This is a genomic window from Amycolatopsis sp. Poz14 (assembly GCF_006704225.1).
In the GTDB taxonomy this organism is placed as follows: domain Bacteria; phylum Actinomycetota; class Actinomycetes; order Mycobacteriales; family Pseudonocardiaceae; genus Amycolatopsis; species Amycolatopsis nivea.
The window spans coordinates 6,483,436-6,502,570 of sequence record NZ_JACLHD010000001.1 but is presented as its reverse complement, the minus strand read 5'-3'; the positions used below and the strand labels follow the sequence as shown (position 1 = coordinate 6,502,570).

The window sequence follows — 19,135 nt, the reverse complement described above, 5'->3', positions numbered from 1 at the left end:
TTTCAGGGAACCAGGATCGCGCGTCCGCGGACGCGGCCGGCGGCCAGGTCGTCGAGCGCGTCCTGAAAGGACTCGAGCGGGTAGGTCGCGGTGTGCAGGCGCACGCGGTCCTGCGCGGCCAGCACCATCAGCTCGCACAGATCGGTGTAGGAGCCGACCAGGTTGCCGATGAAGTTGATCTCGGCGGAGATGATGTCGATCGTGGGCACGTCGATGTTTTCGCCGTAGCCCACCACGTGGTAGTCGCCCGCGCGGCGCAGCATCGCGACGCCGTCGCGGGTCGCTCCGCCCTCTCCGACGAAGTCGAGCACGGTCTCCGCGCCCTCGCCGCCGGTCAGCTCCCGCACCGCGGCGACGTGCCCGCCGTCGGCGACCACGCCGTGGTCCGCGCCGATCGATTCGGCCAGCTTCACCGCGTCCTCGTTGCGGTCGACCACGATCAGCTCGGCGGCGGTGAGCGCCTTGAGCACCTGGATGCCGATGTGCCCGAGCCCGCCGGCGCCGATCACCACGCACCGGTCGCCCGGGCGCAGCCGCCGCGCTGCCTTGGCCGCCGCGTGATACGCGGTGAGCCCGGCGTCGGCGAGCGCGGCGACATCGGCCGGTTCCAGCGAATCGTCGAGCTTCACCACACTGCGCGCGGAGGTCTTGAGGTACTCGGCGTAACCGCCCGCGGTGTCGATGCCGGGGAATTGGCTGGCCGCGCAGTGCACGTCGTCGCCGGCGCGGCAGGCGCGGCACAGGCCGCAGGTGATCAGCGGGTGCACGATCACCTTGTCGCCCTCGGCGACGTTGGTGACCGCGCTGCCCACCGCGTGCACCCAGCCCGCGTTTTCGTGGCCGATCGTGTAGGGGAGCGCGATGCCGGACTTCTCCGCCCACTGCCCTTCGAGGATGTGGATGTCGGTGCGGCACACGCCGGCGCCGCCGATCCGCACGACGACGTCGTACGGGCCGGCGACCTCGGGGACGGGTACGTCGGCGAGCCGAAGTTGCTGGTCGTAACCGACGACCTGGACTGCTTTCACGATGCTCGGGCCTCCTCGGGCGAGCCGGGCCGCGGCGCCTGGTCGGCCGCGGATTCGGGATAACGGGTGCGGAGCAGGCCGCGGCAGAAGTGCGCGTTGCCGTCGATCGAAATCCGGACCGACCGCGCGAACCGCAGCCGCAGCGGCACTTCCTCCTTCGGATACGGCCGGCCGCGGTCGTCGACGAGCACCGGCTGGTCCGGCGTGACCGCGAGACCGAGCGCTTCCCGGCGGCGCAGGAGCGCGGCGGTGACCCGGTCGTCGGGCAGGTCGCCGAGCGTCACGTCGTGCAGCGCTTCTTCGCTCAGGGCTCGGTCCGCGCGCAGCAGCGCGGTCAGCGCCCGTTCCATGGCCGCAGTGTGCGCCTTGCGCCGGAACGTCGCCCGCAGCTGCTCGAGGTCTTGTTCCGCCTCGTCGCCGAACGTGCCGCGATAGCCGGCATCGGCGGCGAGGCCGCGGTTGATCAGGTCCGAATCGTGGTGGTCGTCCAGCAGCACCTCGACCCGGCCCGCCTCGGGCAGCGCGGTCAGCACGTCCTTCGCGTCCGATGCCATCAGGTACGCGAAATTGGGCGAACAGAACGAAGTCGGCAGCCGCAGGTGCACGGTCAGCGTTCCGTCGCGGGCTTCGAGCGAACGGACGAAGCCGAGATCGGTGATCGGTTCGTCCAGTTCGGGGTCGAAGACGGCGGACAGCGCGTCGCGGGCGCGCTCTTCCAGTGCGGGCATCAGCCGACCGCCACCGCGTCGGGGGTCGCCTCGGCCGGATCGTCGGCGACGCGCAGTTCGGCCGGGACCTCGATGTCGTACATCGCCGCCGCGTTGAGCCCGAGGATCTTCTTCTTGACCTCGGTGGTGAGCGGCGGGTACTCGGTCATGTCCGCCGGGATCTGGAAGTCGACGAACTTCTCCACCAGCCACTTCGGCGTCCAGATCGCGTAGTCGCTGGAGAACTGGATCCGGTTCTCGTCCAGCCAGTACAGCAGCTCCCCGATGATCTGCGCGAAATACCGCGGCCGGGTGTGGATGAACGGCATCGCGACGGCGAGCCCGGCGTGCACGTTCGGCTCTTGCGTGGCGATCCAGCAGAAGTCCTCCAGCCGGGGGAGCCCGCAGTGCTCGATGACGAAGTTCAGCTCGGTGAAGTCGGTGGCGACCTTGTCCACGTCGGCGACGTCGAACGCGTCGCGGTCCAGCGGCCGGATCGTCGGGCCCTTGTGGATGTGGATGTTCTTGACGCCCAGCTCCTGGGCCGCCTCCAGGTAGCGGTAGCTCCACTTGTCGTCGAGCTTCCAGCCGCGCGAATCGCCGAACCATTCGGCGGTGTAGAGCTTGGCGCCCTTGAGCCCGAACCGTTTCGCGTCCTCGCGCAGCTGCTTGAGCCCGTCCTCGCCGAACCGGGGGTCCCAGCAGTGGTTGTAGGTGAGCTTGTCCGGATGCCGCTGGGCCAGCGCGAACGCTTCCTCGGTCTGCCCGAAGCCGTTCGTGTAGAACGCGGGCAGCAGGGCAGGCTGGAAGATCGCGTGGTCGACGTAGCCGTCGGCGAACAGGTCCTTCATCAGCCGGTCGCCGCCCTGGTAGAGGTAGTCCTCGTAGGGCCAGACCTCGGACTCCGGGCTGAGGTTGCGGTGGTAGTCGTAGAAGCAGTCGATGAACTGCTTGCCGTGGATGTTGCGCTGGTTGCCCGGCCGGGCGTCCCAGAGCGCGACGTGCGCGTCCAGGATGTAGTAGCTCTCCCCGTCCTTGGTGTACATCGGTTTCCTCTCCCGTCGTGACCTCATCGGCACGTCCGGACTCGGACGGTAGGGATCCCGGCGCAGGTCAGGCAGGGCCGCGCTGTCTCAGTTTGAGACAGCGGCCGCACTGCGGAGCGCCCGCGCGCGGGTAGCCTCGATCCCGTCCGACGCAGTGGCGCGTCTCCCGGGAGGCCGATATGGCGCACAGCCCGCGCGAATCGGGGCCGCTCGCGCCGCGAGGTTCGACCGCGCCGCGGTTGCGCGCCTCGTGGCAGCGCAGCGAGCGCTACGGGGTGCCCGGCGACGAGGTCACCCCGGTGTTCAGCGGTGCGGTGGACACTGAATCGTTGCTGTACGACTGCGGCAACGAAGTGCTCGAGGGGTTGCACGCGACGCTCGCGAACGAGCCGATCAGCCTCATGCTCACCGACGCCGAGGGCCTGGTCCTCAGCCGGATGTGCGGGGACATGGGGATCACGCGGTCGCTCGACCGGGTCCACCTGGCGCCTGGGTTCTATTTCGCGGAGAGCAATGCCGGCACGAACGGACTGGGGCTAGCGCTCGCCGACCGCGTGCCGTCCTTGGTGCGCGCGGGGGAGCACTACTGCACCAGCCTGCGCGGCTACACGTGCGCCGCGGTCCCGGTGCTGGAGCCGATCAGCGGTGCGCTGGCGGGCAGCGTGAACCTCACGACCTGGTCGGAGCAGTCCTCGGAGCTGCTGCTCGCGCTCGCGCAGACCGCGGCGGGGCACACCAGCGCGCTGATGCTGGCGCGCGCGTCCGGGCGGCAGTCGCGTCCGGCGCCGCGCGGCGAGGTGTACCGGATGTATGCCGACCGGCTTGATCCGCCGCGGTTGTCGGCGACCTGGCAGCACGCGGTCTCCGAAGCCTCGGCTGCCATGCGCTGGGGACGAACGGTCCTCGTGACGGGCGAGCCGGGGGCGGGCAAGACCGCGCTGGCGGCACTCGCGCGCCGGGAGCTGCACTCGCGCGAACGGCTGCTAAACGCCCGCGCGCCCGCCCCGGAGGACGTGCAGACGTGGCTCACGGTGTGGGAGCCCGAGTTGGGGAAGGACGACACCTGCGTGATCGTGGCCGGCGTCGACGCATTGCCGGCGTGGGCGGCGAGCGAACTGGCTGCCCGGTTCGCGGCGCTGCGCGAGCGTGGCAGTGCAGCGTCGTTCGTGCTCACCGCCGCCTCGGCTGAGGTCCCGGCCGCGCTCCTGCCGCTGGTGGACACCGTGGTCGAGGCGCCCTCGCTGCGTTTCCGGCCGGACGATGTGCTGCCCTTGGCGCACCACTTCGCCCACCAGTCGCGGGGGCGGGCCGTCGCGTTCACGCCCTCGGCGGCGCGCGCACTGTGCGCCTACGACTGGCCGGAGAACGTCAAACAACTCCGGCGGGTGGTCCAGGCCGCCGCCGCTCGCTCCGAGACGATCGACAGCCGGCACCTGCCCGCGGAAATCTTCACGAACGCCGGGCACCGGCTCAACCGCCTGCAGGCACTCGAACGCGACGAGATCGTCCGATGCCTCGCGCAGCAGGGGGCGACAGTGGTGGCGGCGGCTGAGGAACTCGGCATGGCCCGGGCCACGCTCTACCGCAAAATGGCCCAGTACGGGATCGACCAGCGCCAGTTTCGCTCGTGACGCCGACAGCCGCGCCGTAGCGACGTTCAGTGGGACCGGCCGGGTGTCTCAAAGTGAGACGGCAGGTCCCGCCGCTCCGCTTGCCGCCTTCCTACGATCGGGCCACCGGCCGGTCGAAGGACACGGATTCGGCACATCCCGAAGGAGCATCAGCAATGTCGCTGCGCACCGTCATCAGCCCGAGCAGGTACGTCCAAGGAGCCGGCGCGATCCGGCGGCTCGGCGAATATCTCGCGCCGATCGGGGCGAGGCCGGTGGTCGTCGCCGACGATCTGGTGTGGGGGATGGTCGGCCACGACGTCGAGACGTCGTTGAAGAGCGCGGGCCTGCCGGTGCGGCGGGAGACGTTCCGCGGCCTCCCGAGCGCGGCGGAGGTCGATCGGATCGCTGGTGTGCTGCAGCAAGCCGACGCCGATGTGGCGGTCGCGGTGGGCGGCGGGAGCGCGATCGACACGGTGAAGGCCGCGGGCCACCTCGCCGGGATCCGCTGGGCGAACTGCCCGACGGTGGCCTCGACCGACGCCCCCTGCAGCGCGCTTTCGGTGATCTACACCGAAAACGGCGAATTCGAGGAGTACCGGTTCTTTCCGCGCAACCCCGACCTGGTGCTCGTCGACTCGCAGGTGGTGGCGAACGCGCCGGTCGAACTGCTCGCCGCCGGGGTCGGCGACGCACTGGCGACGTGGCTCGAAGCGCGCGCCACCGCCCAGTCGAACTCGACGACGATGGCGGGCGGGCTGCCCACGGTCACCGGCACCGCGCTGGCCAAGCTCAGCTGGGAAGTGCTGTGGGACAACGCACTTCAGGCCGTCGACGCGGTGCGCGATTCCCAGGTCACGCCGGCGGTGGAAAAAGTAATCGAAGCGAACACGCTGCTGTCCGGCCTCGGCTTCGAATCCGGCGGACTCGCCGCGGCGCACGCCGTCCACAATGGACTGACGGCGGTCGCGGCCACCCACGGGCTCGCGCACGGCCAGAAGGTCAACATCGGATCGATCGCGCAACTCGTGCTGGAAGGCGCGCCGTCCGGCGAGGTCCGCGACTTCGTCGAGTTCACGACCCGGGTCGGACTGCCTACGACCCTGACCGAAGTCGGCCTGCGCAGCGACGACCACGACAGCCTGCGCGCGGTCGCCGACGCCGCGACCGCCGAGGGCGAGACCATCCACGCCATGCCGTTCGCGGTGCACAGCCGCGACGTCGCGAGCGCGCTGGCCTCGATCGAACGCTTCGCGACCAGGGTCCGCCGCGAGGCGAAACTCCCTGACCCAGTGCCGTATCTGGCGCACGCCTGACGAAACCGCGCCCGCCCGGGCGGCGAGCGGAAACCCTCGCCGCCGCACGGGTAGTCAAGCCTGCCCGTCTGTGACCGACACACCACCTTTGCGCAGGCAGGGAGCCCTCGCACGGCTCCGCGGCGGCTACGGCGACCTGCTCGCCGAATTCTTCGGCACGTTCGTGCTCATCGCGCTCGGCGACGGCTGTGTCGCCATGGCGGTGGCCGGACTGCCCGGCTCGGGCCGTACCGCCGGCCCCACCGTGATCTTCCAGGGCACCGGCGACTGGATGCTGATCGTGTGGGGCTGGGCGTTCGCGGTCGCGTTCGCCGTCCTGCTTGCGGGCGGCGTCAGCGGCGCGCATCTCAACCCCGCGGTGACGTTCGCGATGGCGTTGCGGCGGCGGTTTCCGTGGCGGCGGGTTCCCGGTTATTGCGGAGCACAGCTTTTCGGCGCGTTCGCCGGCGCTGCACTGGTTTTCGCGGTGTACCACCCGGCCATTCGCGCGTTCGAGGCGGCGGCCGGAGCGGACGGGAAGAACACGACGTTCACCATTTTCGCGACCGCGCCCGCGCGTTATTTCACCGATTGGCTCGGACCGCTGCTGGACCAAGTGGTCGGCACCGCCGTGCTCCTCGCGGTGGTGCTCGCGATCATCGACGGCCGGATCGCGGCGTCGACGCCGAAAATGGCTCCCTTGCTGATCGGCTTCACCGTCGCCGCGATCGGCCTCTCCTACGGCGCGAACGCGGGTTACGCGATCAACCCGGCCCGCGATCTCGGCCCGCGGCTCTTCGCGTTCCTCGCCGGATGGGGCGACGCCGCACTGCCCGGTCCCGGCGGCTATCTGTGGATTCCGATCGTCGGACCGCTGATCGGCGGCGCCGTCGGGGTGCTGCTGTACGACTTCTTCATCGGCGATGTCCTGCACGCGCGCGATTCGCTCCCACTCGGGAAAAGCGTCTCAAAGTGAGACAACCGACGCGTTGAACGGCCCCGAAACGCCGCCGGCATTTCTGCCGGATCCCAGCGAAGACAAAGGAGTTGTCGCATGAGCAAGAACATTCTCGTCACCGGAGCCGCCCGGGGCATCGGCAGGGGAATCGCACTGCGCCTCGCGGCGGACGGACACGACGTCGCGGTCAACGACATCCCGGCCAACGCGGGCGAACTGGAAGCGGTAGCCAAGGAAATCCGCGCCGCCGGCCGCCGCTCCGCGACGGTCACCGCGGACGTGTCCGACCCGGCCGCGGTGACCGCGATGGTCGGGGAAACCGTGCAGGCGCTGGGTTCCCTGGACGTGATGGTCGCGAACGCGGGCATCGCGCAGGTCCTGCCGCTGCTGGAACTGACGCCGGAGGACTGGGACCGGATGATGGCGGTCAACGCCCGCGGCATGTTCCTGTGCTACCAGGCCGCCGCGAAACAGATGATCGAACAGGGCGGGGGAGGCAAGATCATCGGCGCCGCCTCGATCGTCGCGCACCGGCCGTTCGCGTTGCTGGGCCACTATTCCGCGTCGAAGTGGGCCGTCCGCGGGCTGACCCAGGCCGCGGCGATGGAATGGGCCAAGCACGGCATCACCGTCAACGCCTACTGCCCGGGCATCGTCGGCACCGCGATGTGGGACCTCATCGACGAGAAACTGGCCGAATCCGAGGGCCTGCGCAAGGGCCAGGCCATCGCGAAGTACTCCGACCTCATCCACCTGGGCCGAGTCTCGGTCCCGGAGGACGTGGCCAGCTACGTGTCGTACCTGGCGTCCCCCGATTCGGACTACATGACCGGCCAGTCCGTGATGATCGACGGCGGGATCCAGTTCGCCTGAACCGCGCCCTAAGCTCCGGGCACCGGCCCACGGCGCCCGGAGCTTGGGAGTGCTTGTGGCCAACGCCGCCAGCATGCTCGTCGACCGCACCCCGCATGAGTGTCCAAAAAGGAATCCCCACTGACCTCCATCAGCCGGTTCAGCAACGTGTCCCCGCCTGATCCGACTGCTCGCGAACGCCCACTCAGCCAGCCTGGCTCGCAGCACGCCGTTCGCGCAGCACGAACTTCTGGATCTTCCCCGTCGACGTCTTGGGCAGCTCCCCGAACGTCACGGACTTCGGGGCTTTGAAACGGGCCAGCCGTTGCCGGACGTGGTCGATGATCTCCTGCTCGGTCGCGGCGAGCCCGTCGAGGAGCGTGACATAAGCCGCGGGCACCTCGCCCCAGCGAGAGTCGGGTACCGCGATCACGGCCGCCTCGCGGACGGCGGGGTGGTCCATGATCGCCTGCTCCACCTCGATCGACGCGATGTTCTCCCCGCCGGAGATGATGATGTCCTTCGCACGGTCGCGCAGTTCCACGTAGCCGTCGGGGTGCACCACGCCGATGTCCCCGGCCCGGAACCAGCCGTCGGGCGCCGCCGCTGCGGTCGCGGCCGGGTCGTCCAGGTAGCCGAGCATGACGTTGTTGCCGCGCAACACGATCTGCCCCGCGGTCTCGCCGTCGGCCGGGACGTCGTTCCCGTCCTCGTCGATCACCCGGGGGACGCACGAGATCATGTTCCCGACGCCCTGGCGCGCCATCAGCCGCACCCGGGTCCGCTCCTCGAGGGAGTCCCATTCCGGGCGCCGGTCGCAGATCATGGCGGGGCCGTAGGTTTCGGTCAGCCCGTACAGGTGCGTGAGGTCGAAGCCCAGGGACTCCATCCGCCGCAGGATGGCCGGTGACGGAGGCGCGCCGCCGGTCGCGATCCGAACGGTTCGTCCCGCAGGGAGGGCCGCTGCCTCTTCGGCGTACGCGATCATCGACAGTACGGTGGGAGCGCCGTTGAGGTGCGTCACGCCCTCCTCCCGGATCAGCCGCCACACCTGCGTGGGGTCGACTTTCGGCAGGCACACGTGCGTCGCGGCGGCTGCGGTCACCGCCCACGGGAAGCACCATCCGTTGCAGTGGAACATGGGCAAGGTCCACAGGTGCACGGCCGACGGCGTCAGCCCGGTGTGGCCGACCATCGCCATGGACTGCAGGTAGGCCCCGCGATGGTGGTACATCACGCCTTTGGGCCGGCCGGTCGTTCCCGAGGTGTAGTTGATCGACAGCAGCGCCAGCTCGTCGGACGGCGTATGCCGCACCGGTTCGGCCGCGGCCAGGAGTGCCTCGTAATCCTCCCCAGCGCGGATCCGTCGGGGAGGGGAGTCGAGCCGCGCGAGGGCGTCGTCGGCGAGGGCGTCGAACGTCGGATCGTGGATCAGCACCGAAGCCCCCGAATGCTGGAGGATGTAGGCGATTTCCCGCGCGGAGAGCCGGGTGTTGACCGCGACGAGTGGCACTCCCGCCCACACCACGCCGAAGTGCGCTTCCAGCAGCACATGCGTGTTGGGCGCCAGCACCGCGACGGGTCGGGCCTCGCTCATCTCCGCCAGCGCGCCGGCGAGGCGGGTGCACCGCTCGCGGAATTCGGTGTACGTCCAGCGCCGGTCCCCGTCGATCACCGCCGTCCGGTCGCCGTGCGCCGCGGCTGCACGATCGAGGAACGAAGTCGGGGTCAGGGGTTCGAACGACAACGGCGGTGGCATCCGCGGTCCTTTCTGAAGATGGGGCGGCTACAGCTGGCGGAGCACTTTGTCGAGTGCGTCGGCGGTGGCGTCGATGTCGGCGGGGGTGTGGGCGGTGGAGAGGAAGACTTTTCCGGAGGGCATGAAGAGGAAGCCGTGGTGGAGCATGCCGTCGAGGATGTGGCTCCAGGGGCCGCCGGTTCCGTGCAGGCCGGTGGCGCCGCCGTCGGGGACGTATTGCAGGAGCGAGCCGACCCGGTTGAGGCTGCCCCGGCCCGGTGCGGAGGCGAGCACGGCGCCGACGGTGTTCTCGAACTCCTCGGAGACGCGTTCCAGCGCGAGGTAGACCTCAGGGTCGGCGAGCACGCGCATGGTCGCCTCGACGGCGGCCAACGCGACGGGGTTGGCGTTGAAGGTCCCGGCGTGCACGACCCCGTCGGTGACCTGGTCGATGAGGTCGGCGCGGCCGACGACGGCGCTCTGGGTGAATCCTCCGGCGATGGCTTTGCCGAACACGGACAGGTCCGGGTGCACGCCGTATTTCTCGGCGGCACCGCCGCGGGCGATGCGGAATCCGGCGATCACTTCGTCGAAGACGAGGACGACGCCGTGCCGGTCGCACAGGGCGCGCAGCGCGGGCAGGAACTCCGCCGACGGGGCTTCGACGCCGCCGTTGCTCATGATCGGGTCGACAAGCACCGCCGCGATGTCGCGTTCCACTGCTTCGGCGAGCAGGCGTTCGGCCATGGCAATGTCGTTGAACCGCGCGATGACGAGGTCGTCGAGGACACTGGGCGTCTGGCCTTTGGACGCGAGCGCGGGAGCCCGGTCGGTGTCGGTGTCGGCGAGTCCGGCGTAGACGCTGTCGTGCCAGCCGTGGTAGCTGCGGGCGAATTTGACCACGCGTCGCCGACCCGTCGCCGCCCGGGCGAGGCGCAGGGCGATCTGGACGGCTTCGGTGCCGGTGTTGCTCCAGAGCAGTCGTTGCCCGTGCGGGACCGCGTCCAGGACGGCTTCCGCGGCGAGGTATTCCAGTGCGTGGCCGGTGCCGACGACCTGCATCCGGGCCGCGGCCGCGCAGGCTGCTTCGATGATGCGGGGGTCGCTGTGGCCGAGCAGCATCGGTCCCCAGGCCATGACGTAGTCGAGGTAGCGGTCGCCGTCGAGGTCCCACACGTGCGCGCCGCGTGCTTCGCGGACGTAGAGCGGATGCGGCCGCATCGCGAGGCGCAACCCCGACGCCACCCCGCCGCCGATGCTGCGCCGGGCCCGTTCGAAAGCCAGACGCGAACTTTCCAGTGCCATCAGGAAATCCCTCCTCAAGAGACCGAAGCAATCGCCGAGGTCGGTGTTGAAGTGGATGGCGCCGTGGCCAGCATTGCTGTTGGCCACGGCGCCTCGCTCACACTGCTCCCAACGCGGCCCGTCGCCGTTCTGTCGCGTCCTGATCGACCCGGGCCGCGTGCTCTTCTCCGACGATGACCACGCCGTACACCTCCGCGGCGGCGTCGCGGGTGACGTAACCCTCGGCGACGTCGTGGAGAACCGCGTCGGCGTCGCGGGTACGAGGGTCGCCGAATCCGCCGCCACCCGCGGTCGTGTTGAGCACGTACTGGCCCGGTTCGAGGGCGATCGCACCGGTGCCCGGCAGTTCGGTGACCTCGCCGGTCGCGTGGCGGAGCGCGGCCGCGGCCACGGCGCCGGGGCCGCCGCCGTGGATGCCGTTCGGCGGCGACTCGTGGGCGTCGAGCGTCCACACGACGTCGACCGGGTTTCCGCGCGCGGTGTAGGCCAGTTCCATCGCGTTGGCCCCGCGGTGCCTGCCGGGCCCGCCGGAGTCGGGGAGCAGCCGCACGTAGCCGAACTGGACCGGGTACTTCTGCTCGTTGATCTCGATCGAGTCCCGGTACAGCAGGCCGGCGCAGACCGGCAGGATCCAGGTCAGCCACCCGTCGCAGTCCCGCGAGGCGGGGCCGCCGTTGTTGGCGACGAACATCTGGTTCACGAACGGCATCCCGGTCCGCCAGTCGGTCCCGGAGATGACGCCCATGCCCGGTCCCATGCCGGTGCCGCCCTCGGCGACGCCGTGGCCGGTGCCCGCTTCGCCGAGGGCCGACTGGGCGAGGTTGACCAGCCGGTCCGCGACGTTCGTGGTGGCCATCGAGGCGGACGTCGGGTGCCGGGGGATCCCGACGACGCAGTTCTCGCGCAGGAGGACCTCGACTCGGCGGAAAGCACCGGCGTTGTGCGGCACGGTCGGGTCGATGTTGTTGAACAGCCCGGCGATCGCCATGTTCGTCGCCGTCGAGCGCGTCATGTTCAGGCCGGCCGGAACGCAGTCCGGGTTGTCGCGCAGGTCGATGCTGACCCGGCCCGCCTCGGCGTCGACCGTCAGGTCCACCTTGAGCGGGATCGGGGGCAGCGGCCCGACGCTGTCGTGCTGCCCGTGCCGCACGTAGCGCCCGGACGGCAGCGCCGAAATCGCCGCGGTCATCCGGCGCTCGGAGTAGTCGAACCACTCGGCGACGAACTGCCGGATCAGTTCGAGGCCGTAGACGTCGACGAGTTCCTTGAGCCGGCGTTCGCCGGTCCGGGCCGCGCCCAGCGTCGCGAGGTAGTCGCCGTACCACTGGTCGGGCACCCGGATCCGCCTGCGGCACATCTCGATGACGTCGGAGATGTCCTCGCGGTCGCGCTGGACCTGCACGCACGGGAAGTTGAGCGCGCCCTCCTCGTAGACGTCCTTGGCCATCGCGAAATAGGTCGTGGGCATGCTGTTGCCGATGTCGGCTTGGTGCGACTTGGCGACGGCGGTGAAGAGATGCGTGTCGCCCACGAACACCGGCACCATGATCGTGTGGTCGGCGTGGTGCGAGCCGCCGACGTAAGGATCGTTGTCCAGGTAGGCGTCGCCGTCGCGGAGGTCAGGATGCCGGCGGCGCAGTTCGGCGGTTTGCAGATGCGCGCCGAAGATGTGCACCGGCAGGCCTTCGGCGGACGCGAGCAGTTCGTCCTCGCCGGTGACGATCGAGCAGGAGAAGTCCCGCGCGACCGCGATGACCGAGGAGCGGCCGGCGCGCAGCAGCGTGCTGGTCATCTCGCGGACGATCGTGTCGAGCCGGTTGGCGATGACCGCCATCTGGGCGGGATCGAGGGTCCCGGATGTCATGTCAGACCTCCACGAGGTAGTTGCCGGCGGACGTGACGTGCAGGCGGGCGCCCGGCGGCACGACGAGGGTGCTGGTCGGTTCCTCGACGATGAGCGGCCCCGCGAGGACGGTGCCGGGCGGTCGCGACCCGCCGGCCACGACAGTCGTGTCGTGCCAAGCGCCGTCGAAGTAGGCCGGTTTGACGCGGTCCGCGCCCGTGCGGACCGGTTCGAGCCCGTCGCGGCGCTCGGTGACCGCGGCGACCGCGCGGCTTCCGACCGGGGCGCGCAGCCGCGCCTTCCACGTCAGGCATTCCAACGGCGCACCGGGTTCCTTCACCGAGAAGACGCGCTCGTGGGCCTCGTCGAAGGCCTGCCGGAGCGCGGCCAGGCCGTCGGCGTCGTCGATCTGCGCGCCGACTGGCACTTCCAGCTCCCACACCTGGTAGGCGTAGCGGGCCTCGACGAGGTGGTCGACGGTGATGCCGTCGACGCCGCGCTCGCGCAGTCCGGCGGCGAACTCGTCCGCGCGCTCGTCGAGTCCTTTGAGGACGCTGTTCACCGCTTCGAAGTCCCAGGACCTGGTGTCGGCGAACTGGCTGGCGGTGAACTCCGCGACGATGTCGGAGAACTGGCCGCCGGTCGCGCTGAGCGCTCCGGCCGATCGCGGCATCAGCACTGAGGAACACCCGAGCGCGCGCACGATCGACGCGATGCCCAGCCCCGCGGCACCGCCGCCCGCGACGACGAGCGCCCGCGCGGGATCGACGCCCTCGTTGATGGTGATGTCCTGGATCGCGCCGACCATGTGCTCGTTCGCGACGGTCAGGACCGACTCCGCGGTCTTCTCCCGGCTGAGCCCGAGCGTCGCGGCGAGCCCGTCGACCGCGGTGTCGGCGGCGTCGCGGTCGAGCGGCATGCGGCCGCCGAGGAACGTGTCCGGGTCGAGGTAGCCCAGGACGCAGGCAGCGTCGCTGACGGTCGGCTCGGTCCCGCCGCGGCCGTAGCAAGCCGGCCCGGGATCGGCGCCGGCGCTGCGCGGGCCGACACGCAGGAGCCCGCCGTCGTCGACCCACGCGATCGAGCCGCCGCCGGACCCGATCGAGCGGATGTCCACCGAGGCCGTTCCGGTCAGGTGCCCGAGATACTTCGGGCCCAGCCACGTTTCGTTGGTGAAGGTGACCGCGCCGGCCCGGACGAGCGAGACGTCGAAGCTCGTCCCGCCGGTGTCGCAGACGATCACGTCGCGGTTGTCGTTCTCGGCCCGGGCGAACGTCAGTCCGGCCACCGGGGCCATCGAGGGTCCGGAGCGGACCGTGTCGACCGGCCGGGCCGCGGCGTCGGGCAGGTGCAGCACGCCGCCGAACGAGGTCGCGACCATGAGTTCCCCGCGGAATCCGGCGGCGGCGAGATCCTCGGCGATGGCGGACAGGTGCGCGCTCATCATCGGTTTGAGGGAGGCGTCGATCGCGGCCGTCGAGGCTCGCCGGTACTCCCGGACGATCGGGTTGACCTCGTGCGAGAGCGTGTAGGGAATCCCGGGCAGCTCCTCGGAAATCAGCTCGCCGACCCGGCGTTCGTGCGCACCGTTGACGATCGCCCAGAGGAGGCAGACCGCGACGGCTTCGACGTCCTGTGCGCGCAGCCGGCGGAGGATGTCCCGGACCGCGTCCTCGTCCAGGCGCCGCACGACGTCGCCCTCGGAGTCGATGCGTTCCGGGATTTCGCTGGTGAGCGCGCGGGGGACGTAGGGCTCGGGATAGCGCACGCTGAGGTCGAATCCGTCGTGCTTGCCGCCCTCGCGCAGCACGAGGATGTCCGGGAAGCCCTCGGTGACCAGCAGCGCCGTGCGGGCGGTGCGGCCCTCGAGGATGGCGTTGGTCGAGCGCGTCGTGGAGTAGACGAACGTGGTCGTGTCCGCGAGCAGTTGCCCGGCGGTGATGCCCAGTTCGGCAGCGGCGACCTCGACTCCTCCGCGCACGCCGTCGAAAGCTCGCTCGCGGGTCGGCGCCTTGCCGATCGTGAGGCGGCCGTCGGCGTCGGTCACGACCACGTCGGTGAAGGTGCCGCCGGTGTCGACGGTGATCTTGTAGGGCACTGGTCCAGTCCTTTCAGCAGGGGTTCGGAGCGGCGGGTCAGGCAGTGCGCGCGCCGGCGCGCCGGGCGGCGCGGACGAAATCGGCGGATTCCGCGGCGCAGCCCGCGCAGATCGCGGCCAGACCGGCGGACGGGTCGCGGTCCATTTCGATGGCGGTGTAGGAGAGTTGGCAGGCGTGGCACCGGATCCGCGCGCCCCAGACGTCGTCGACCTCGTCGCGCGGGTCGTCCCCGCGAGGCAGCAAGGGCGACCGTCCGACCCGCGTCCCGACGGCGTACAGGAGCGCGGCGAGGACACAGGTGATCGCCGGTGCGAGGGTCGTGTACCAGGCGCCGGGGCGGCCGGATTCGGTCAGCACGATCCCGGTCAGCGAGGCGAGGATCCAGGCCGCGAGGCCGGGCAGCACGTTGCGGAGCCGGCCGGGACGGAACTCGGGGATGCCGTCGCGGTCCCCGCGGACCAGCCCGATGTGGGTGAGCGCGATGGCGACCCAGGCGGCGACGAACACTCCCTGCCACGCCAGTGCGGTCAGCAGATAGGACAGCACGTCGGTGAGCATGAAGGCGAAGACGATGACTCCGGCGATCACCGACCAGGCGATCCGGGGCCAGCGCAGCCGCAGCGCGCGTTCGCCGAACGCCTCCAGGTTGGTCGAGGCGACGTAGTAGTTCGCCGTGTTGATCCTGGTTTGGCTGACCAGGATGAACAGCAGGCCCGCGACCCCGAGGGTGCCGAGCACCGCGTCGATGACCCCGGTCTCCGAGGCCGCCTGCCCCGGCAGGACGGCGGTGGTCACGAAGATGCCGATGACGCCGTTGAGCACGAATGTGGCCAAGTAGTAAGGAATTCCGAAGGTGACCCGCGAGTGGAACCGCGCGTCTGAAGGGCGGCCAAGGCGGGCGTAGTCGACGGCGAACATCATCAGGACCCAGGTGCCCAGGTAGACCATGAAGGCGGTGACCCAGCCGGGAAGCGCGAGCCCGGCCGGCGTCGGCGTGGCTGCCAGACCGGACGCGAATCCGTGCTGGATGCCGGCGGCGAGCACCAGCGCGACGAGCCCGGCGAGATAGAGCGGGAGCAGCACGCCGTTGAGCCGGTCGAGCCAGCGCTGGACTCCGCCGATCACGAGAGGCACGGCGTAGAGGACCACGATCGCGTACCAGATGCGGATGTCGCTGGTCGGCGCGAACCACCGCTGCAGCGCGACCGCGATCACCGAGCCCTCGAAGACCGCGTAGTAGATCGCGGTGGCGCCGAGCAGGAGCGGAGCGAGGCCGCCGCCGAGATAACCGAACAGCCGTCGGGAAAGCAGGGCCACGGTGAGCCCGGAACGAATGGCGTAGCGGACCAGCACGGCTTGAACGAGCCCGAAGACCACCGAGGCGAGAACCATGCCGACGACGGCGTTCGTGCGGCCGACGGCTTGGTCCACCGAAACCGCTACGTAGAGCCAAAACATCGCGCTGAAAGTCGCGAGCCACGCCATCGACAGGGACGTCCGGCCGGCCCGGCCGGTCAACGGCACGACGTGGGTGGCGTAGTCCTGGGTCGCGGCCTGCTTGACGACCGCGGGGTGGTCGGTGCGGGTAATGCGGAGCGGAGGTCTGACGGGGTGTTCGGTCTCCGGGAAGGAATCGGCAGTCATGGGGCAGTCCTCGGATGGCCATGGTCGTCCGCCGCGGGCGGGTGCGGCGGACACGACCGGATGGGCCGCCGTCGACTGGGCGGCGACGCTGCGAACCGGCGAATGCGGTTCCGGCGACCGGGCCGCTGGGGGTGGGCGGGCCGTCGATCGCCGCGGACAACGCTACGAGCGGCCCTTGTGACCTGGGTCATCCCGGCGGACGGTCTTCGGGAGGAGATCGCTCCGGCCATCCGGAGGAGGAAGGCATCCTCCGCGCGGCCGGTGGCGGGGGATCAGTCGAGCAGGCCGCGCCGGATCGCCGCGGCTACTGCCGAGGCCCGATCGTTCACGCCGAGCTTCTCGTAGGCGTGCTGAAGATGAGTCTTGACCGTCGTCACGCCCACGAAGAGTTCGGCGGCGATGTCCTTGATCGCTATTCCCTCGGCGGCGAGCCGCAGCACGTCGCGCTCGCGCTCGGTCAGCGGCGGCTGCTCCTGCCGCCGGGCCTGTCGCCGGAGTTCCTCGGCCAGGCCCGTCTGCAGCTCGGGCGGGATGACGGTAGCTCCGCCGGCGACGGCGAGGACGGTCTCGGCGACGGTCTGCCCGGAGACGATCTTCATCAGGTAGGCGCGGGCGCCGGCAGCCAGAGCGCGGTAGACCGTCGCACTGTCCTCGTACGCGGAGACGATCACGCATCGCGACGCGAGGCCCTCGCGTGCGCACTGCTCGATGATCTCGATTCCGTCGGCCCCGGGGAGCATGAGGTCGAGCACCGCGACGTCGGGTTCGGTCTGGCGAAGCAGTTCGAGCGCGTGCGCGCCGTCCCCGGACACTCCGACGACCTCGATTTCGGCATGGCTTCCCAGCTGCGCGGCCAGCCCGTCGCGATAGACGGGGTGGTCGTCCGCGAGCAGCACCCGCACCAGGTTCATCCGCGGCTCTCCGAGGTCAGTTCGCTGATTGTGCGGACGAGCGCACGAAGGTCGACGGGCTTGGTCAGGTAGGCGGCGGCCCCGGCCTCGGTGAGCCGGGTGATGCGCGGCCCGAGCGCGTCCGCGGACACGACGACCACCGGGATCGCCGCCGTCTCCGGCTGGGCGCGGAGGCGGGCGAGGACGTTCTCCCCGTCGGCGTCCGGGAGATGCAGGTCCAGCAGGATGATGTCGGGCCGGGCCACGCGCGCGAGCGCGACGCCGTCGGCCCCGGTCCTCGCGCAGGTCAGCTCGGCGACGCGCTGCCGCTCGAGCACGCCTCGCACGAGTTCGACGTTCGCGTCGGCGTCCTCGATGTACAGGACGTGCACCGAAGACAGGTCGGCGAGCGGCTCGCCAGGCCCGGTCTCCGCCGCCTCGTGCTGCGGCCGCACCCCGGGGGCGATCGGCAGTTCGAGGAAGAACACGCTTCCGCGGCCCGGTTTCGACCGCTCGACCCCCAGCGTCCCGCCCATCGCCTCGACCAGGGTCCGGGAAAGGGTCAGGCCCAAACCGGTCCCTTCCACCTCGGTCCCGCCGGCGTCGAGGCGCTCGAACGGGGCGAAAACCCGCTCGGCCTCCTCGGCGGTCAGCCCCCGGCCGGTGTCGGTGACCAGGAACCGGATCCGCCCTTCGCCGGCGCGGAAGGACGCGGTCACCATGCCGTCCGGGCGGTTGTACTTCACCGCGTTGCTGAGCAGGTTCAACAGCACCTGCGCGAGCCGGCGCCGGTTGGCCACGACGGCGGTGTCGAGGCCGCCGTGGAAATCCCGGGCGAGGGTGATCCCGCGGGCCTCCGCCAGCGGGCGCACGAGGACCAGCGCTTCCTGGAAGGCCTCGACCGCGCCGACCGGCTCGACCTCGACGTCCAGTCCGACGTGCTCGGTGGTGGTGATGTCGAGGACCTCGTTGATGAGGTTCAGCAGGTGGTGGCCCGCCTGCACGATCCGGTGCGCCCGGTCGGCCTGCTCGCCCCGCAGGTCGAGCTCCAGGAGCTGGCCGAAGCCCAGGATCGAGTTGAGCGGCGTGCGCAGCTCGTGGCTCATCCGGGACAGGAACTCCGTTTTCGCCGCGTTGGCGCGCTCCGCCTCGTCGCGAGCGAGGCGGACGGCCTGCTCGGCGTGGCTGCGGTCGGTGATGTCGGTCGAGATGCCGCCGACCGCGTACGGCTTTCCGTCCTCGCCGATCAGCGGGAACTTCGTCGACAGGTAGATCGTGTCTCCCGGGACCAGCTCCTCGAACATCATGCTCCGGGCCGCGTCGAGTACGCGCCGGTCGTTGGCGTGATAGGTGCGGCCGAGCCGGGCGCCGAAGATGTCGTCGTCGGTCATCCCGACGACCTCCTCCCGGCGGACCCCGGTGGCTTTCTCGAACGAACTGTTGATCAGCAGGTAACGCCCGTCGGCGCCCTTGAGGTAGATGAGCGCGTCGACCGCGTCCGCGATCGCCTGCATCATCTGCTCGCTTTCCCAGAGCGCGCGATCGGCCCGGGAGCGCGACGCGGTGACGTCGAGCTGCACGAGCACCAGCCCGGTGAGCTCGTCGGACCGCAACCGGTCGACGCGCAGAAGCACCGGAGTCTCCCCGCCAGCACCGGCGAGACTCACCTCGCGCGGTCCGCAGCCAGCCGCGAGCGCGTCGGCGGGCAGCGCCGGGAACAGCTCGCTCAAGCAGGTGCCCGCCGGAACAGAATGGCCGAGCAGCGCGCTGAACGCCGTGCTGGCGGCAACCACCTCGGCGCCGTCCGGCCCGTGGCGCACGATCAACGACGGCGCGACCGCGAGCTCGATCAGCTCCGCGGCCGCCGTCGATACTCCGTTGGATCGGCGCGACACGTCCACAGCCGCAGATCCTAGGCGCACACCGGCAGTGCGTCGGCCCATGACGCTGGTAAGCAGGGCGAACTGAGGCCGCTCTTTCGATTCAGGTCGCCGTTGTGCAACTGACCGCGTCATGACCTCGGCGCGTCCCGGACAGCCCGCCGGATCGCAGAGCTGAAGGAGCTGATCCGCGCCGATACTCGCTGTGACTTCGGGATTCCTGCCAAGGTCGCCGCCGGA

General features: G+C 70.5%; 14 protein-coding genes. 4 read left to right on the top strand and 10 right to left on the bottom strand.

The window, feature by feature from the left end:
• Positions 1-2: 2 nt before the first annotated feature.
• Genes FKO37_RS30430 through FKO37_RS30420 form a run of 3 tightly spaced genes read right to left on the bottom strand, consistent with a single transcriptional unit; the run spans position 3 to position 2,781 of the window.
• A complete protein-coding gene (locus FKO37_RS30430) occupies positions 3-1,028 on the bottom strand; it encodes an NAD(P)-dependent alcohol dehydrogenase (protein WP_238606703.1) in 1,026 nt (341 codons plus the stop codon).
• Complete coding sequence (locus tag FKO37_RS30425) at positions 1,025-1,756, bottom strand: iron-sulfur cluster assembly protein (protein WP_238606702.1); 732 nt, start codon at positions 1,754-1,756, stop codon at positions 1,025-1,027. Before FKO37_RS30425 ends, FKO37_RS30430 begins: the two co-directional genes overlap by 4 nt.
• Positions 1,756-2,781, bottom strand: a complete 1,026-nt coding sequence (locus FKO37_RS30420) for an amidohydrolase family protein (RefSeq protein ID WP_134666042.1) — start codon at positions 2,779-2,781, stop codon at positions 1,756-1,758. Before FKO37_RS30420 ends, FKO37_RS30425 begins: the two co-directional genes overlap by 1 nt.
• A 179-nt stretch (positions 2,782-2,960) precedes the next feature.
• Between FKO37_RS30420 and FKO37_RS30415 the strand changes: the two genes are divergently transcribed.
• From FKO37_RS30415 to FKO37_RS30400, 4 genes are all read left to right on the top strand, one after another.
• Entirely contained in the window at positions 2,961-4,412 is a 1,452-nt protein-coding gene (locus FKO37_RS30415) for a helix-turn-helix domain-containing protein (RefSeq protein ID WP_051171511.1), read from the top strand.
• 155 nt (positions 4,413-4,567) lie between these two features.
• A complete protein-coding gene (locus FKO37_RS30410) occupies positions 4,568-5,707 on the top strand; it encodes a glycerol dehydrogenase (RefSeq protein WP_238606701.1) in 1,140 nt (379 codons plus the stop codon).
• Between the two features lie 70 nt (positions 5,708-5,777).
• On the top strand, positions 5,778-6,662 hold the full coding sequence (locus tag FKO37_RS30405) for an MIP/aquaporin family protein (RefSeq protein ID WP_037814443.1): 885 nt from the start codon (positions 5,778-5,780) through the stop codon (positions 6,660-6,662).
• A 78-nt stretch (positions 6,663-6,740) separates the two neighbouring features.
• Positions 6,741-7,517, top strand: coding sequence for an acetoin reductase (locus FKO37_RS30400; RefSeq protein WP_238606700.1), 777 nt, complete (start codon positions 6,741-6,743; stop codon positions 7,515-7,517).
• A gap of 184 nt (positions 7,518-7,701) precedes the next feature.
• Here FKO37_RS30400 and FKO37_RS30395 read toward each other — a convergent pair whose 3' ends face one another.
• The 7 genes from FKO37_RS30395 to FKO37_RS30365 form a co-directional block, all read right to left on the bottom strand.
• Positions 7,702-9,255, bottom strand: coding sequence for an AMP-binding protein (locus FKO37_RS30395; protein WP_238606699.1), 1,554 nt, complete (start codon positions 9,253-9,255; stop codon positions 7,702-7,704).
• Positions 9,256-9,282: 27 nt separating this feature from the next.
• Positions 9,283-10,539 (bottom strand): aspartate aminotransferase family protein, encoded by a 1,257-nt coding sequence (locus FKO37_RS30390; protein ID WP_238606698.1) that lies wholly within the window; start codon positions 10,537-10,539, stop codon positions 9,283-9,285.
• Positions 10,540-10,636: 97 nt separating this feature from the next.
• On the bottom strand, positions 10,637-12,403 hold the full coding sequence (locus FKO37_RS30385; RefSeq protein WP_238606697.1) for a hydantoinase B/oxoprolinase family protein: 1,767 nt from the start codon (positions 12,401-12,403) through the stop codon (positions 10,637-10,639).
• Position 12,404: 1 nt separating this feature from the next.
• Positions 12,405-14,480 (bottom strand): hydantoinase/oxoprolinase family protein, encoded by a 2,076-nt coding sequence (locus FKO37_RS30380; protein ID WP_238606696.1) that lies wholly within the window; start codon positions 14,478-14,480, stop codon positions 12,405-12,407.
• A 37-nt stretch (positions 14,481-14,517) separates the two neighbouring features.
• The gene (locus tag FKO37_RS30375; RefSeq protein ID WP_238606695.1) at positions 14,518-16,125 is read right to left on the bottom strand and encodes a cytosine permease; all 1,608 of its coding nucleotides are present in this window, start codon (positions 16,123-16,125) and stop codon (positions 14,518-14,520) included.
• Positions 16,126-16,397: 272 nt separating this feature from the next.
• Complete coding sequence (locus tag FKO37_RS30370) at positions 16,398-17,036, bottom strand: response regulator transcription factor (RefSeq protein WP_238606694.1); 639 nt, start codon at positions 17,034-17,036, stop codon at positions 16,398-16,400.
• Positions 17,033-18,916 carry a PAS domain-containing sensor histidine kinase gene (locus tag FKO37_RS30365; protein WP_238606693.1) on the bottom strand — a complete coding sequence of 628 codons (1,884 nt, stop codon included), beginning with the start codon at positions 18,914-18,916 and terminating at the stop codon, positions 17,033-17,035. Before FKO37_RS30365 ends, FKO37_RS30370 begins: the two co-directional genes overlap by 4 nt.
• Positions 18,917-19,135: the final 219 nt, after the last annotated feature.

Coding starts and splice junctions, on each gene's coding strand:
- FKO37_RS30425 (WP_238606702.1), bottom strand. CDS start 1,756: ATGCCCGCACTGGAAGAGCGCGCCCGCGACGCGCTGTCCGCCGTCTTC.
- FKO37_RS30420 (WP_134666042.1), bottom strand. CDS start 2,781: ATGTACACCAAGGACGGGGAGAGCTACTACATCCTGGACGCGCACGTC.
- FKO37_RS30415 (WP_051171511.1), top strand. CDS start 2,961: ATGGCGCACAGCCCGCGCGAATCGGGGCCGCTCGCGCCGCGAGGTTCG.
- FKO37_RS30410 (WP_238606701.1), top strand. CDS start 4,568: ATGTCGCTGCGCACCGTCATCAGCCCGAGCAGGTACGTCCAAGGAGCC.
- FKO37_RS30400 (WP_238606700.1), top strand. CDS start 6,741: ATGAGCAAGAACATTCTCGTCACCGGAGCCGCCCGGGGCATCGGCAGG.
- FKO37_RS30395 (WP_238606699.1), bottom strand. CDS start 9,255: ATGCCACCGCCGTTGTCGTTCGAACCCCTGACCCCGACTTCGTTCCTC.
- FKO37_RS30390 (WP_238606698.1), bottom strand. CDS start 10,539: ATGGCACTGGAAAGTTCGCGTCTGGCTTTCGAACGGGCCCGGCGCAGC.
- FKO37_RS30385 (WP_238606697.1), bottom strand. CDS start 12,403: ATGACATCCGGGACCCTCGATCCCGCCCAGATGGCGGTCATCGCCAAC.
- FKO37_RS30375 (WP_238606695.1), bottom strand. CDS start 16,125: ATGACTGCCGATTCCTTCCCGGAGACCGAACACCCCGTCAGACCTCCG.
- FKO37_RS30370 (WP_238606694.1), bottom strand. CDS start 17,036: ATGAACCTGGTGCGGGTGCTGCTCGCGGACGACCACCCCGTCTATCGC.